At 57.9% G+C, this 15,371-nt stretch carries 12 protein-coding genes; 7 read left to right on the forward strand and 5 right to left on the reverse strand.

Going from position 1 to position 15,371, the window contains the following annotated elements; genetic code table 11:
• Positions 1-19 precede the first annotated feature (19 nt).
• Positions 20-838 carry a tRNA cyclic N6-threonylcarbamoyladenosine(37) synthase TcdA gene (gene tcdA / locus ACZYTD_RS07405; protein WP_463890788.1) on the reverse strand — a complete coding sequence of 273 codons (819 nt, stop codon included), beginning with the start codon at positions 836-838 and terminating at the stop codon, positions 20-22.
• Between the two features lie 142 nt (positions 839-980).
• Between tcdA and ACZYTD_RS07410 the strand changes: the two genes are divergently transcribed.
• The 7 genes from ACZYTD_RS07410 to ACZYTD_RS07440 all read left to right on the forward strand — a co-directional run bounded on the left by ACZYTD_RS07410 (position 981) and on the right by ACZYTD_RS07440 (position 7,577).
• Positions 981-1,661, forward strand: coding sequence for an EAL domain-containing protein (locus ACZYTD_RS07410; protein ID WP_463890790.1), 681 nt, complete (start codon positions 981-983; stop codon positions 1,659-1,661).
• A gap of 151 nt (positions 1,662-1,812) precedes the next feature.
• A complete protein-coding gene (locus ACZYTD_RS07415; RefSeq protein ID WP_463890793.1) occupies positions 1,813-2,565 on the forward strand; it encodes a glycosyltransferase family 2 protein in 753 nt (250 codons plus the stop codon).
• Positions 2,562-2,897 carry a lipid-A-disaccharide synthase N-terminal domain-containing protein gene (locus tag ACZYTD_RS07420; RefSeq protein WP_463890795.1) on the forward strand — a complete coding sequence of 112 codons (336 nt, stop codon included), beginning with the start codon at positions 2,562-2,564 and terminating at the stop codon, positions 2,895-2,897. Before ACZYTD_RS07415 ends, ACZYTD_RS07420 begins: the two co-directional genes overlap by 4 nt.
• A 58-nt stretch (positions 2,898-2,955) precedes the next feature.
• On the forward strand, positions 2,956-4,668 hold the full coding sequence (locus ACZYTD_RS07425; RefSeq protein WP_463890797.1) for an ArnT family glycosyltransferase: 1,713 nt from the start codon (positions 2,956-2,958) through the stop codon (positions 4,666-4,668).
• A gap of 13 nt (positions 4,669-4,681) precedes the next feature.
• On the forward strand, positions 4,682-5,686 hold the full coding sequence (locus ACZYTD_RS07430; protein WP_463890800.1) for an NAD-dependent epimerase: 1,005 nt from the start codon (positions 4,682-4,684) through the stop codon (positions 5,684-5,686).
• A 102-nt stretch (positions 5,687-5,788) separates the two neighbouring features.
• Positions 5,789-6,625 carry an HDOD domain-containing protein gene (locus ACZYTD_RS07435; protein WP_463890802.1) on the forward strand — a complete coding sequence of 279 codons (837 nt, stop codon included), beginning with the start codon at positions 5,789-5,791 and terminating at the stop codon, positions 6,623-6,625.
• A gap of 121 nt (positions 6,626-6,746) precedes the next feature.
• The gene (locus tag ACZYTD_RS07440) at positions 6,747-7,577 is read left to right on the forward strand and encodes an HDOD domain-containing protein (RefSeq protein WP_463890803.1); all 831 of its coding nucleotides are present in this window, start codon (positions 6,747-6,749) and stop codon (positions 7,575-7,577) included.
• A gap of 62 nt (positions 7,578-7,639) precedes the next feature.
• On the opposite strand, the gene ACZYTD_RS07445 is transcribed toward ACZYTD_RS07440, so the two are convergent.
• From ACZYTD_RS07445 to ACZYTD_RS07460, 4 genes are all read right to left on the reverse strand, one after another.
• Positions 7,640-9,025 carry an MATE family efflux transporter gene (locus tag ACZYTD_RS07445; RefSeq protein ID WP_463890806.1) on the reverse strand — a complete coding sequence of 462 codons (1,386 nt, stop codon included), beginning with the start codon at positions 9,023-9,025 and terminating at the stop codon, positions 7,640-7,642.
• Between the two features lie 245 nt (positions 9,026-9,270).
• A complete protein-coding gene (gene ilvC, locus ACZYTD_RS07450; RefSeq protein WP_463890810.1) occupies positions 9,271-10,755 on the reverse strand; it encodes a ketol-acid reductoisomerase in 1,485 nt (494 codons plus the stop codon).
• A gap of 201 nt (positions 10,756-10,956) precedes the next feature.
• The gene (locus ACZYTD_RS07455; protein ID WP_463890811.1) at positions 10,957-13,470 is read right to left on the reverse strand and encodes a hypothetical protein; all 2,514 of its coding nucleotides are present in this window, start codon (positions 13,468-13,470) and stop codon (positions 10,957-10,959) included.
• An 805-nt stretch (positions 13,471-14,275) separates the two neighbouring features.
• Positions 14,276-15,367 carry a hypothetical protein gene (locus tag ACZYTD_RS07460; protein WP_463890814.1) on the reverse strand — a complete coding sequence of 364 codons (1,092 nt, stop codon included), beginning with the start codon at positions 15,365-15,367 and terminating at the stop codon, positions 14,276-14,278.
• Positions 15,368-15,371: the final 4 nt, after the last annotated feature.

Raw genomic sequence — 15,371 nt, forward strand, 5'->3', positions numbered from 1 at the left:
CCCGGAGTAGCCGCGGGGATTACCCGATTACCGCCTCGGCTTGGTGCAGAGCGCGAGCCCCCCTTTCCGCAATTTTCTTCAACACGCGTGAGACGGCGGTAAAGCCGAAGGTGGCGGTCACCACGGTTGTGGCACCAAAACCGGAGGCGCAATCCATCTTCATGTTGCCATCACTCTGGGCCTTGGCATGGCAAACACCACCGGCACCATCCGGATAGCGCAACTGTTCGGTGGAGAAGACACACTCCACCCCAAACTTGCGCTGGGGGTTTTTGCTGAAGTTGTGCAGACGGCGCAGCTCACCGCGCACCTTGGCGGCCAGCGGATCCATTATGGTTTTACTCAAATCGGCGATCTGGATCTGGGTCGGGTCCATCTGCCCGCCGGCGCCACCCGCCACTATGATGGGGATCTTGCGGTATTTGCAGAAGGCGATGAGCGACACCTTGGCCTTCAGGCTATCAATGGCGTCGATCACATAGTCAAACTGCTCATGGATATGTTCGGCCATGTTGTCAGCGGTGACGAAGTCATCCACCACACTCACTCGACACTCCGGGTTGATGGCACGAATACGCTCGGCCATCACCTCCACCTTGAGCTCCCCCACCGTCTGTTGCAGGGCATGGATCTGGCGATTGGTATTGGTGATGCAGATATCATCCAGATCGATGAGGGTAATGGCGCCGACACCCGAGCGCGCCAGCGCCTCGGCAGCCCAGGAGCCGACGCCCCCTATGCCCACCACGCAGACGTGAGCCCCGGCAAACTGCTGCAGAGCGGCCTGGCCATAGAGGCGGGCTATGCCGCCAAAGCGCTGTTCATATTCAGGGGTCATGGTTCATATCCAGGAGCATGAGGGGCACCATTATAGCAAGCCGCCAGGCGATCCCAAATCAAGCTTCGATCCCCATCACGCCACAAATTGATTCCCATGGTTTACACTCAAATAAGCACCCAGCCGATGCAGACCAAAGTTTATGTTGCAGGGACTCCCGACTATCATCAGCCAGACCGACCTACGCTTCGTGGCTCAGCCTATCCTGACCCGCGACGGCGCCCTGTATGGTCATGAAATCCTGCTGCGCTTCAAACACTTCGAGGGTCCCCAAGCCCTGCTGAAGATTGTGCGCCACCTGGGGCTGAAGCAAGATCTGGATCTGGATGTCTGCCGCCTGGCCGACCACCTGCTGCACTGGAAAAAAGAGAGCGGCTGCTGGAACCTCAACCTGTTTGCCGAATCCCTGCGCACCACAGAGTTGCAGCGCGCCCTGCTGGAGTTGGCACGCAAGCTCAAACCCGACTTTCTGCTGATCGACCTGCTGGAGCTAAACGAAATCCAGGACATGCCTCACCTGCGTAGCTCCATGATTGGCCTCCATGGCGGCGGCATCCGCTTCGCGCTGGAGGTAGAAGATCTCAGCCAACCCTACGCCCAGTTCATCCCCTTCGATGTGATCCGCCTGGATGTGCAGAAGGAAGCGCGGGATCTCTGGCCTATCTGGCTAGAGGAGGCGCGTATGCACAACATTCCCCTGTTAGCCTATCGGGTTGAGAATGAACACCAACTGACCGAACTGACGACCCTGGGTATCGACCTGTTGCAGGGCTATGCCGTAGCACAGGCCGAAGTACTGGCAGTCCCCGTCCATAAGGTGTAACCCTCGCAACTCACCTTTATTGCCCGCGCTCTGCCCCACAAGGCACCGGCCACTACGCAGCGATTACCTACACCGAATTTACAGATAATACGTAGGTAAGGCACAATGCTGGCCTTATTCGCGACATTCTGCAGCCAGCACAGGATCCCCCATGCACGACACGCGGCCTAATCCAGTAGTCTCCATCGTCATTCCAGCCAAAAACGAGGCAGATAATATCCGCCCTCTGGTGGCCGAGATCCGCACCGCCATGGCGGACAAGTTCCCCTTCGAGCTCATCTATGTGGATGACGGTAGTAACGATGCCACCTATGCCACCCTGCAGGCGCTGCGCGCCGAGGGCGTCAATGAATTGAAGGTACTGCGCCACCAACAGAGCGTGGGGCAGAGCCTGGCCATCATAAGCGGCGCCTGGCAAGCCAGTGGTGAATGGCTGGTGGTGCTGGATGCCGATGGTCAGAACGATCCGGCCGATATCCCCGGCATGCTGGAGGCGGTACAGGCTGCCCACGCCAAGGATCCCCAGGTATGGGGCGTGATCGGGCACAGAGTCAACCGCCGGGATGACTGGGTCAAACGTCTCTCCTCCAAGGTAGCCAACGGCTTCCGCGACATGATGCTCAACGACGGCATTCCCGATACCGGCTGCGGCCTGAAGGCCGTACTGCGCGAGCGTTATCTGCGCCTGCCCGCCTTCAATCATATGCACCGCTATATTCCAACCCTGCTGCAGTCCCAGGGCGGCATCATGATGGTACACCCGGTGAACCACAGACCCCGAATGGCGGGGAAATCCAACTACGGCGTCTGGAATCGCCTCTGGGTCGGACTGGTCGATGTGCTGGGTGTCTGGTGGCTCAAGCGCCGCGCCAAGGTAGTGGTGATTAAGGAGCAGTTACCATGAGTTGGCTGGATCTACCCATTACCTGGCTGCTCTGGACCGGCGTCCATATCACGGGTTGGAAGCTGATCGGCTACACGGGGGCCCTGATGTTCGGCGGTCGCTGGCTGGTGCAATTTATCGCCTCCAAACGGGCGGGCAAGCCCGTCATCCCCCGCCTCTTCTGGTACATGAGTGTGCTGGGCAGCCTGATGACCCTGAGTTACTTCCTCTTTTCGGCCAAGCAGGACTCTGTGGGCGTGTTGCAGAATCTCTTTCCCGCCTTCACCGCCCTCTATAGCCTCTATCTGGATGTCCAACACAGAGGCTGGCACAGAGAGAAAGCCTCCCACTGATTGACCCAGGCGCCTAATCGAGCGCCTGTTCTATTTCCGCCTAGTTGAAGGAAGGATTATGTTTTCGGATCACAAGACGCTGCATGGCCCTGCCGATGAGCGCCAGAGCGGGTGGTTACTCTTGCTGTTAGCCCTGGTGGTGCTGGGTGCCGGTATCGGCCTGCGCGACCCCTGGCCCGCCGATGAGCCCCGTTTTGCCCTGATCGCCAAGCAGATGGTGGAATCCGGCCAATGGCTGTTTCCCTTCCGCGGCGGCGAGGTTTACCCGGATAAACCGCCCCTATTCATGTGGGCCATCGCGCTCTTCTACCAACTGACCGGCTCACTGCGCATCGCCTTCCTGCTGCCCAGCCTGCTGGCCGGGCTCGGCACGCTGGGGCTGGTCTATGACATAGCCCGTCGCCTGTGGGATAGAAAGACGGCCTTTCGCGCCGGCCTGTTGCTGCTCTTTACCGTTCAGTTCACCCTGCAAGCCAAGACGGCCCAGATCGATGCCCTGGTCACCGGCTTCATCACGCTGGGGCTCTACGGCTTCTTGCGCTTCCTGCTGTGCGGGGGCGGCTGGCGTTGGTACTACCTGGGCTGGTTCGCCGCGGGCCTGGGCATCATCACCAAGGGGGTGGGCATCATAGCCGCCCTGGTGCTGATCCCCGCCCTCTGGACCCATAGAGCCGAGATACGTCAAGCCAGCCGCGCCGCCTGGTTGAAGGCCCTGGCCGGCCCCCTGGCCATGCTGTTGGCCATCGCCCTCTGGCTGCTGCCCATGGTGCTGGCGGTGGCGGCGAGCCATGACGCCACCCTGGAGGCCTACCGCAACAACATACTGTTCCGTCAGACTGTGACCCGCTATGCCAACGCCTGGCATCACGTCAAACCCGTCTGGTTCTACCTGACCGACGTGATCCCCCCCTTCTGGCTACCCCTGTCACTGCTCATACCCTGGCTTGTCTGGTTGAGCAAGGGCGCCATCAAACAGGGAAACCGTACCGTCTTCCTGCTGGTAGGGCAGTTGCTGCTATTGCTGGCCTTCTTCTCCTTTTCACCGGGCAAGCGCGGCGTCTATATCACGCCAGGCACCATCCCCTTCGTGCTGCTGGCCGCCCCCTGGTTGCCGCAACTGCTGGAACGCCCCTGGCCACGCCGCCTGCTGCAGGGTTTGGGTTGGCTCATCAGCCTGCTATTTATGGCTCTGGCCATCGCCCTCTTCCTCAGCCCTAAACTGGCAGAGAAGACAGCCGAGTTGGCGGGTAACCCCTGGCCCCTGGCCCTCTCCCTCGGCCTGCTGGGTCTGCTGCTGAATTGGAGCCTGCGCCGCGCCCCCCTCACCGCCACCCTGGCTACTCTGGCCTTGGTCTGGCTCCACTACGGCCTCTGGGCCTACCCCCTACTCAACGATGTCCGCACCCCCCAAGGCATCATGGCGGAAGTGAGTCAGAAGGTGCCCGCTGAGGATGAACTGCTGATCGTCAAGTTCCGTGAGCAGTTCCTGCTGTTTGCCGATCGCCCCATCCAGCATTGGCGCTACCAGGAGCAGGATCAGGTGCAGATAGAGCAGAGCGCCGCCTGGATACAGGCCGCCCCCCGGCGTTGGCTGCTAGCACCGGCCCGCATGCTGGACCCCTGCTTCGACGCCGCCCGGGGTCAGGCCCTGGGTCTGCGCCATGGGGAAGTCTGGACCCTCTATCGGGCCGAGGCTCTGCGTCCGGCCTGCCGGCAGGCCAAGTTAGAGAGCCAACCATTCCGTTATCTGCCCCAGCACGGCTATCAATAAGCAAGAGGCGAGTATGAAGATCCTTGTGACCGGTGCAGCCGGCTTTATCGGCTACCATGTGAGCGAACGGCTGCTGGCCCAGGGCCATCAGGTGGTGGGCATAGATAATCTGAACGACTACTACGATGTGCGGCTCAAAGAGGCGCGTCTGGCCCGGCTGCAGCCCTACCCCCACTTCCACTTTCAGAAGCTGGATCTCGCCGACCGGGCGGGGATGGCCGAGCTTTTTGCCAAAGGCGGTTTTGCGCGGGTGATCCATCTGGCGGCTCAGGCCGGGGTACGCTACTCCCTGGATAACCCCCACGCCTATGCCGATGCCAACCTGGTGGGCCATCTTAACGTGCTGGAAGGGTGCCGCCATCACGGCATAGAACACCTGCTCTACGCCTCCTCCAGCTCTGTGTATGGCCTCAATCGCAAGACCCCTTTCTCGACCGATGACAGCGTGGATCACCCGGTTTCTCTCTATGCGGCCACCAAGAAAGCCAACGAGCTGATGAGTCATAGCTACTCCCATCTCTATCAGCTACCGACCACGGGCCTGCGTTTCTTCACCGTCTACGGCCCCTGGGGGCGCCCGGACATGGCCCTATTCAAGTTCACCAAGGCGATACTCCAGGGCCAGGCCATAGATGTCTACAACCACGGCGACATGCGCCGGGACTTCACCTATATCGATGACATAGCGGAAGCCGTGGTGCGTCTGATCAGTGTGATACCGCAAGCGGATCCCAGCTGGAGCGTGGAAGCGGGCTCTCCCGCCACCAGCAGCGCCCCCTATCGGGTCTACAACATAGGCAACAGCCAGCCGGTGCAGCTCACTGCCTTTATCCAGGAGCTGGAGCGCGCCCTGGGAGTGGAAGCCAAAATGAACCTGTTGCCCATGCAGCCAGGCGATGTGCTGGAGACCAGTGCCGATACCTCGGCCCTGGAAGCCGCCATTGGCTTCAAACCCAGCACTGAGCTTAGCCTGGGGCTGACCCAATTTGTCAGCTGGTATCGCGACTTCTACGTCTGAGTCCAACCCCTGTTGCCGCGGTGGCACTTTCTGTGGATGGCGCTTGCCAAGCGACCCAACAGACCCCATTAATAGAGGCCGGATTTGTAGAGGAGCTTTTTCATGCCGACGCCAGACCCCTTATTGGCCGCCCTGCAGGCGCGTCTGCTGCAACAGTTGGCGCAGGATAAGCTGGTGCTACCCAGCCTGCCGGAAGTGGCGTTGAAAGTGCAGAGACTGGCGGCGGATCCCAACTCCAGCATGAAAGAGATCTCGGATGCCATCACGCTGGATCCGGCCATCGCCAGTCAGATGCTGCGTCTGGCCCAGACCCTGCGCTACAGCCACCCCCAGAATCGGGTCACCACCCTACCCGAAGCCATAGTGCGGGTCGGCCTGCGCGGCACCATGAACGTCATGCTCTCCCTGGCGGTGAATCAGCTCTTCATCTTCCAGTCACCACAGATCTGCCAACTCTGCCGTGAGCTGCAACACCAGAGTGGCCATATCAGCCGCTTCGCCCTCACACTGTTTGATGAATGGAAGGCCCGTTCGGCTCAGGATGCCGACTTCATCATGCTGGCGGCTGTGCTGTTGGAGGTGGGTTCCCTGCCTCTGCTGGCGGAGCTGGATCGCCTGACCACCAGCTCTCTGACCCTGCCGGCTCCCTCGACTCTGCGGGAGTGGTGCGAGACCATTCGGGTGCCCATGGGCCAGGCCATGGTCCATAAATGGCAGTTTAACCCCATCTTCGCCACCATACTGCCGCTGGATGAACGGGAGGGTGCCTCCCCCGCGGAGCGCGCCCTGCAGCAGGCCCGCCGCTACTATCAACTACAGCAGCAGCAAGCGAGCCCGCGGCTGCAGATCCCCGTCACTATGGAGCAGGCCATGAGCCCCCTGCCCAGCGGCAAGGACAAGGAACAACTGCTGGCCTGGAGCAAGAGTCAGTTAACCTAGTAGCCATGCATATGGCGAGGTGAGCGACTGTTGCCCGCTTAGCACTTTGCAGCTCTCATACTTGCCAACTTCATGGTGGATCGGTCCTAATGGAACCATTCGCCTGCCATAGGATGCCATCGTGACCGAAAGCTCATTATTTGCCGATCTTAAAGAGCGCCTGCTACTGCAGCTGCAACGGGACCAACTGGTGCTGCCCAGCCTGCCGGAGGTGGCCCTGCAGGTGCAGAGCCTGGCGGCGGATCCCCGCTCCAGCCTGCGGCAGATAGCCGATGCCCTGGCCGCCGACCCGGCCATGGCCAGCCAAATCATCCGCTTGGCCCAGACCATGCGCTACAGCCATCCGACCAATCCGGTGACCACCCTGCCCATAGCAGTCACCCGGATCGGGCTGCAGGGCACGGTGAACGTGGCCCTGGCGCTGGCCATGCACCAACTCTTCATCTTCTACTCGCCAGAGGTATGCCAGCTCTGCCGCCAACTGCAGCATAAGGCTATCTACATCAGTCGCTTTGCCCTGACGCTGTGTGATGAGATCTCCCCTAACCACGCCCAACAGGCCGCCGACTTCATCATGCTGGCCTCTGTGCTGCTGGACATTGGCTGCCTGCCCCTACTGGCCGAACTGGATCGGCAGGTGATGCTCAACCAGACCCTACCGGATAGTGCCACCCTGCTGCGCTGGTGTGAGGAGCTACGCCAGCCCCTGGGGCTGGCCATGCTCAAGCGCTGGCAGCTGGATGCCAGCTTTGCCGAGCTGCTGCCTCTGGTGCTGACCCCGAATATGGCTCCCGCCAGCCGTGCCCTGGTCCTGGCCCATCGCTACTATGGTGAGCGGTTACTGCACCCGCCGCATCTGGCGGAGCTGGGATCGGAACAGGCGCTGCACCCGCTCGCTGAGGGCGAGGAGCAGAGCAAGCTGCTGGAGTGGAGTCACCACCAGGCCGCCTGACCCCCAGAATGACAAACGCCTCCATCTGGAGGCGTTTGCGTCGTTTGCGGGCTCAAGTCAGATTAGCCGTGACAACCCTGCTCCTGCAGCACGGCATCGGGCTTAAGTTGCACCAGCACCTTCTTCTCCCAACGCCGGCTCTTCCAGCGCCAGTACATGGCGAGGCCCCGGGTCCACTCATCGGCGGCGAAGGCCAGCCAGATCCCCACCAGACCCCACCCCAGATGCAACCCCAGGAACCAGGCCAGCGGAATGGCCAGCCCCCACATGGAGATGAGCCCCATCATGAGCGGGAAGCGGGCATCACCTGTGGCACGCAGTGAGTTGATCACCACAATATTGAAGGTGCGTCCCGGCTCCAGGATCAAACTGACCAGAAACAGCTGGCTGGCCAGGGCTACTATCTCACTGTCATCAGTAAAGAGGCTCATCAGGTAGCGCCCTCCACCCAGTGCCGCCGGTACCACCACCACGGCGGTCACCAGCAACCCCAGCTTCAGGCTGCGTAACAACTGGCGATAGGCCTGCTCGAACTTGCCCGCCCCCACCAGATGACCCACCAGTATCTCGGTCCCCAGACCGATGGAGAGACCAAACAGCAGGATAAACAGGCAGATCTGGAAGAAGAAGGATTGCGTCGCCAGGGCTTTGTCCCCCATCAGGGCGACGAAGGAGGTCACCACCATAAACTGCAACATCCAGGAGAGGTTCTCCCCAGCGGCCGGCAGCCCGATATGCATGATCTTGCCCAGCACCTCGCGTGGCCAGACAAAGAGTTGGCGCAGCAGCAGCCGGATGCCGGTGCGCTTTTGCATCAGATAGATGATCAGCCCCAGCGCCACCAGACGGCCAACGACCGTACTCCAGGCCACCCCGGCCACCCCCATCTTCGGCAGACCGAACCAGCCGAACAGCAGCAAGGCATTACCCGCGAAGGTGATGATATTCGCCACCATGGTCACATACATGGCCTCCCGGGTGTGGCCGTGAGCCCGCAGCGCCGCCGCCATACAGAGGGTCGCCGCCTCGGGTACGAGGCAGAGGCCAATTACCGTCAGGTAGGTGTGGCCATCGGCCATCAGGTCGTCGGGCATATTCATCAGATGAAGCAGATTATCCGCCCCCACTATCACCACCACAGTGGTGATAGCCCCCACCAGCAGGTTGAAACCGATGGCGGTATGCACGACGCGGCGAGCCATACTCCTATCCCCGGCCCCCAGATACTGGGCTATCACCACGCTGGAACCGATGCCGATAAAGTTGAAGAGGGTGATACAGAGGTCGAAGATCTGGTTACCCACCGCCAGGGAGGCCACCGACTGGTAGGAGACCTTGCCCACCATGAAGGTGTTGAGCGCCCCGGTCAGGAAGTGAAATGCCAGATCGATAAATAGCGGCCAGGTCAGCTTGAATAGTGACCTGGGCTGGGTATGAGTCTCAGCCATGTGATACCTGAATGCAGAGTGAAGATGAGAAGAGCTTGCATGCGGATTAGACGCCAAGCCAGGAGCGAATGCAACCGACAGGGGGGATGGAGTCTGGGGGTTGAGGCCAAGGGCGTAGGCTGTAGCCGGATGATAAGAAAAAAGAAAACCGCCTGGATTAGGCGGTCAAGAAACCCTTTTGGGGTATGTGACGGGTCAGCTCAACGACAACCCGCCACAGGGAATAAACAGGGTAAGAAGAAACGTTAACCGCCGACGGCGATGCGCTTCATGTCTTTCATGTAGCCACGCAGCACCTTGCCGATCGCTTCGATGGGGTGGTTGCGGATGCTGTCGTTGACTTGCACCAGTACCACGTTGTCCACACCGTTGGACTGAACACCCAGACCCTTACCGATCACATCCAGGCTCACCTTAGGCATGATATGGTCACGCAGCAAAGGCACAGCGGCGTTGGCGAACAGGTAGTTACCGTATTCAGCGGTGTCGGAGATCACCACGTTCATCTCGTACAGACGCTTACGAGCAATGGTGTTGGCGATCAACGGCAGTTCGTGCAGTGATTCGTAGTAGGCAGACTCTTCGATGATGCCGGAAGAGACCATGGTCTCGAACGCCAGTTCAACACCGGCCTTGACCATGGCAACCATCAGAATGCCGTGGTCGAAGTACTCTTGTTCGCTGATGTTGCCAGCGAAGGTCGGAGAGTTCTCAAAAGCACTCTTGCCGGTCTCTTCGCGCCAGCCCAGCAGCTTGGCATCGTCGTTGGCCCAGTCGGCCATCATGCCGGAGGAGAAGGCGCCACCTATGATGTCATCCATGTGCTTCTGGAACAGCGGACGCAACAGATCCTTCATCTCTTCAGCCAGTTCGAAGGCCTTCAGCTTGGCCGGGTTGGTCAGGCGATCCATCATGGTGGTGATACCACCCTGCTTCAGCGCTTCGGTGATGGTTTCCCAACCGAACTGGATCAGCTTGCTGGCGTAACCGGCATCGATACCACCGGCTACCATCTTGTCGTAGCAGAGGATGGAGCCTGCTTGCAGCATGCCACACAGAATGGTTTGCTCGCCCATCAGGTCAGACTTCACTTCGGCAACGAAGGAAGATTCCAGCACACCGGCACGGTGACCACCGGTAGCGGCAGCCCACGCCTTGGCGATGGCCATGCCTTCGCCACGCGGATCGTTTTCCGGGTGCACGGCGATCAGGGTCGGCACACCGAAACCACGCTTGTACTCTTCACGCACTTCGGTACCCGGACACTTGGGAGCGACCATGACCACGGTCAGATCCTTACGGACTTGGGTACCTTCCTCAACGATGTTGAAGCCGTGGGAGTAACCCAGCGCAGCGCCTTCCTTCATCAACGGCATAACCGCCTTGACCACGCTGGTGTGCTGTTTATCCGGAGTCAGGTTCACCACCAGGTCAGCGGTTGGAACCAGATTTTCGTAGGTATCGACGGTGAAACCATTGGCAGTCGCCTGTTGCCAGGACTTGCGACGCTCGGCAATGGCTTCAGCGCGCAGGGCATAGGAGACATCCAGGCCGGAGTCACGCATGTTCAGACCCTGGTTCAACCCCTGGGCGCCACAACCAACGATGACGACTTTCTTGCCCTTGAGGAAATCGCAACCGGTGGCGAATTCATCACGGTTCATGAAACGGCATTTGCCCAGTTGGGCCAGCTGCTGACGCAGATTCAGGGTGTTGAAGTAGTTAGACATGTTAGCTCCGTAAAAAAGCGGTGATTCCTGGCGCCCACTATGGGCCGCGACCAGGCTACTATAGCCTAATGGCCAGCGTTGCCTGAAATGATATATTCGAAACAGCATGTTGCAATTACCGCAACACACTTCGGCTAATCCCAGATAACAAGGTGCCCACCGAAGTGGGCACCAGATAGTATCAGTTACTACAGAGGAAGATTACTGCAGGCGCTCGGATGAGCCATCGCTGTAGGTCACATCCACCACACCCTTATTGGTGGTCACCTCGGCCATCTTCTTGGTACCCACATAGATGACGCCACTGCTGATGCGATCATCATAGCTGATCTTGTCCAGCAGCAACTTGGTGCCATACACATCGGTCACCGTCAGGCTACCCAGGTTCTTCTTCACATCGGCATCTTGCAGAGCGTAGTTGTACCACTCGCCGTTCCAGGTGGCCTGGATGTTAGCGCTGCCGCCATTCAACTTGTCACGCTTGATCCAGGCATTCATCTGGCTCGGTAAACCTTCCACGCCAGTAAAGTCGAAGGAAGCGGTCAACTCCGCCTGCAGGAAGTTGCTATCGGTTTCGTAACTGCCCAGATCAACCTTACCCTTGAGGGTGCTGCTGGTGATGGTGTCGCCCTTACCCTTGATGAAGACGCGAGCATCTTTCACATCGGCATTGGGGAAACTCTGCAGTTGGGCCTTGATTTGAGCCACAGGCTCGAACTGAGCGGCCAGTACCGAGTACGCATCCAGATCCTTCTGGGTGTCGTTAGCGCCATCCTTGAAGCTGGTAGTCATAACACCAGCGGTATCGATGGCATAACCCAGAGACCAGGTCCCCGTCGCCTGGGCTACCGAGCTCACCTTGCGCACGGCCAGAGCCTGGGCATCGGTAAGTGCAGAGGACTGGCTGAAGTCGATGACCTCTTCACTGTTGAGGAAGGCCAGCAGATCCAGCTTATCGGCATTGCTCACATCCAGTGTGCTCTTGGCCTTGATGCTCTTACCATCTGTCGTGGTCAAGCCACCATTCAGAGTGATTTGGGCCAGGCTCAGCTTGGGCTTGCCCTCATAGAGGTAGCTGGAGAGCAGGGCATCGGCATTGCTGACCAGCTTGAAGCCACCTTGGCCACTGAAGTCACCCTTGGGCCCCTTCAGGGTCATGGTCAAATCGTTCAGACTCAGGCTAGACAAAACAGAAGCACTACTATTCGCGTCCACAGGGCCATTGACCCGTGCCTGGAAGCTGCCACCCATGATATTCAGGGCAGTGATGGCATCCTTGACGGAGCCGGTCACGGCCATCTTCAGCGTTCTATCACTGATATCTGTTCCAATAAGAGCCAGCAGATCGAAGTCACCCTTGAGTGCCAGATCCACATTCACAGTACGGCCATCGGTATTGGTACCGCTCAGTGCACCCTTAACGCCCATCTGAAAATAGCGGGCAGAGCTGGTGCTGGTTGCCTTGCTGTAGTCAGCCACCACAGTCAGCGTCCCCAGCAACTCACCATCATCTTTGATTTCAATGTTACGAGTTACCGATTGGGTACTATTCTTATCCGTATTGATGGCATCACGCATAGCAAACAGCTCATCTTTGAACTCCTTGTCATCCACCATGGCCGTGACCACGCCTTCCAGCGAGGCGCCCATGACCTGGGTGATACCAGTCGCATTACGATCGAAGAAGGCATCGCTCAGATTCTTACCCAGCTTGTTCAGCGGATCTTCAAAATTGGTGTTGATCAGCTTATCGATAAAGCTGTAGGAGTTACGCGCCAGTGACTTGGCCTTCTCCAGGTCAGCCTTGTCTTGTTGCTGAGGATCCAGGGTGCACTTGTTCTTGGTACAGAGCTCGGTAATGGCCTGAACTTGTGTCTTCAGCAGCCCCAGAGCGGCGCTGTTGGCCGTCAGCAATTTATTCAGCTCGGCATCGCTGGAGAGCGTGCCCCAGGCATCCAGCAGGCTCTTGATGGTTGCCCCATCGCCATCAAAGGAACCATCCTCATAGGCCTTGGCCAGGTTGCTCAGGGCGGTGGCCAGATCTTGCTTATTGGTGGCCGCCATCTTGATGATGGCCGCACCCAGCAGGGCCGCCAGCTTCTGCTTATCCTCTGCGGCAGCAAACAGCTTGCTATCGGTCAAATCCACGACCGGAGTTGTCAGCACAGGGAAACCGGTAAACTGGCTGAAGGTGGCAGCAGCAGATTCGATCTGTGCCTTGGTTACGCCTCCCTTGCTGCTAGCATTCAGGGCTTCCAGACGCGCCGCCAGCACATTGGTATAGGGCGAAACCGGAACCGGCGTCGCCACAAAAGCCGGAATTATGGTTTCCATGACAAAGCTGTTGCTCAGCGCTATTTCCTTACCAAACGCCGTATCGCCGCACTTCTCGGCATCGCACTTCATGCGGGTTGCATCATCCGCCTTGGCCAACACCTTCAGGGCGCCGCCTTGGTAATTAGATAACGGAATATTGTACTGACCGGATGCATCGGTACGACCCGTGCCACGTTCAGTCCAGGAACCGCCCACCAGCTCAAGCACACTCACCGCACCATTACGGACCATCCCCTTGGCTACCATACCGGAGAGGGTCTTGGTATTGGGGGTTACTGGATCTATATGGGGGGCGGTTGAAGAGCCACCGCCACCACAAGCTGAGGTCAGCAGAGCAGCCGCAATGGCGGCCGGTAAGGCAATCTTCCTGAATTCCATGTTTTAACTCCGTTAAATAGATTTACTCGGCATGACGCATTAAGCGTTATTAGGCAACATGATAAACAATCGGCCGCATAATAAACAATCAAGCTGCAGTGATGGATATATTCACCCCCTGCTAATTTCGTACATAAAACCCATGCTTTTCGCTTAACAGAAAAGCCATGCTCAGATATTAAACATCCCATATGTCATGCTGAACCCGCCTAATATTTTATCAAAAATTTATTGTGAAGATACGGCATAACACTCTGGCTAATCATCAGAACGCGCTGCATTACGCTGATGACATCAAAATCAATCCCTGGCAAAATAAATCAGTATCGCATTGATAATTATTGTTTTTTTACTGAACAAGCAGGTGATGATGACGGGGTTTATGAGATAGACAACCATGTCTATGCATGAGTCATGCATGTAAAAACAGGAGGAATAACCCTGGCCATAGTTAGAGGAATCAGGCGAAATAATTAGATCTAAAGTGCGAGACGGCTCTATTTTCCAACCATTGAATAGCATCGAACGCACTTTCACTTTCACCTGACAAAGGCACTATGAAATTAAAAATCAGACTTAGGCATGACATGACTGCTCGCTATCTAGCGATCCGCTTCACATTCCATGGCAAGGAATAAAAAAACATCATGACTCTGCCACAAAAATACAAAAGGCTCAGCCCTGAATCGAGGCTGAGCCTAACATCCACGTTCTGCTACACAAGGACTAAGAGGTCAGAAGGTAAATTCCCCCAGGGCCAGAGTGGGGTTTGCCGGGGCTATACATGAGCCCCCACTTCATGTCTTTAATAGTTATAAGCCAGCGTCACATTGATGAAGTGGGCATCATCCCAGCGGAAGTCGTCCATTGAGAGACCCACCTTCCAATCATGCCAACCCAGATCCACTCCCAGAGCCTGATCCTTGGGCCAATACCAACAGAACAGACTCCAATCCCCCTGCTCTTTGCCCGCCCCCAGACGAGGCACCAGATCCTCGAACTGATAACTGGTCCCGGCCGCCACGGTCAGAGGCCAACCGGAATAGTAGAGATCGCCCATGGCCTTCAGTGGCAGAGTCTGGCGGTAGGTGCCGTAATTTTTCTCATAGCCGGAAACCAGAGGATCCCAATGGGTGAAGCCATTGCTATCGGTGTGAGTACGCTTACTCTGCGCTGTGGCCTGGGTGTAGGGCAGATCATCCCACCATACCCAGCCCGGCAAATCGCGCAATTGCAGATCCATACGCCACTGAGGCTGGAACTGCCAATCCACATGGGCATCCAGCGAAAAACCATACCCTGTCTGCGGGCCGACTTCACGACCAAACAGCACATCCTCGGTATAGGCGTAATCGGCCCAAGCTGAGTAGGTGTATGACTTGTCGCTGGTCGCCGTTGCTTGCCCGGTTAGCGTACCATCCATCATGTAATGGCTGCGCAGCAGGGTGAGGCCGAACTCGGTCTTAAGAGTAGGCAACATCAAATCATGCCAGCTAAAGCGCAAGCCTGTGGTCTCTATGATATTGGCATCCAGATCGACATCGTAGACCCGGCCAGCTTCAAGATTGTCATCATTGCGCACGGCACCATACAGCTCGGCCGTATCTGAGGTGAACTTCAAGCCATAATCGCGGCGGTACTGTAACCCCATGCCCCAATGGTCGCTTTTCACCCCGGCTTCGAAACGGCTCCACAGATATTGCCGCTCCCCCCCCTCATAATCCCCTTTCCAGTTGTCGACAGCATCCATCACCGAGATCGGTTCACTACGGGCAAAGGCTTCGCTGAGAAAATAGGGGCGCCACTCGGCCTGTGCCGCCGCGCCATACACTCCCAAGGCCAGGGCGATAAATACGCGCCCACTAACATAAGCACGAAAAGGAAATACAGAGTTCAAAAGA

This window comes from Pseudaeromonas sp. HNCC25DJ180 (genome assembly GCF_055413345.1).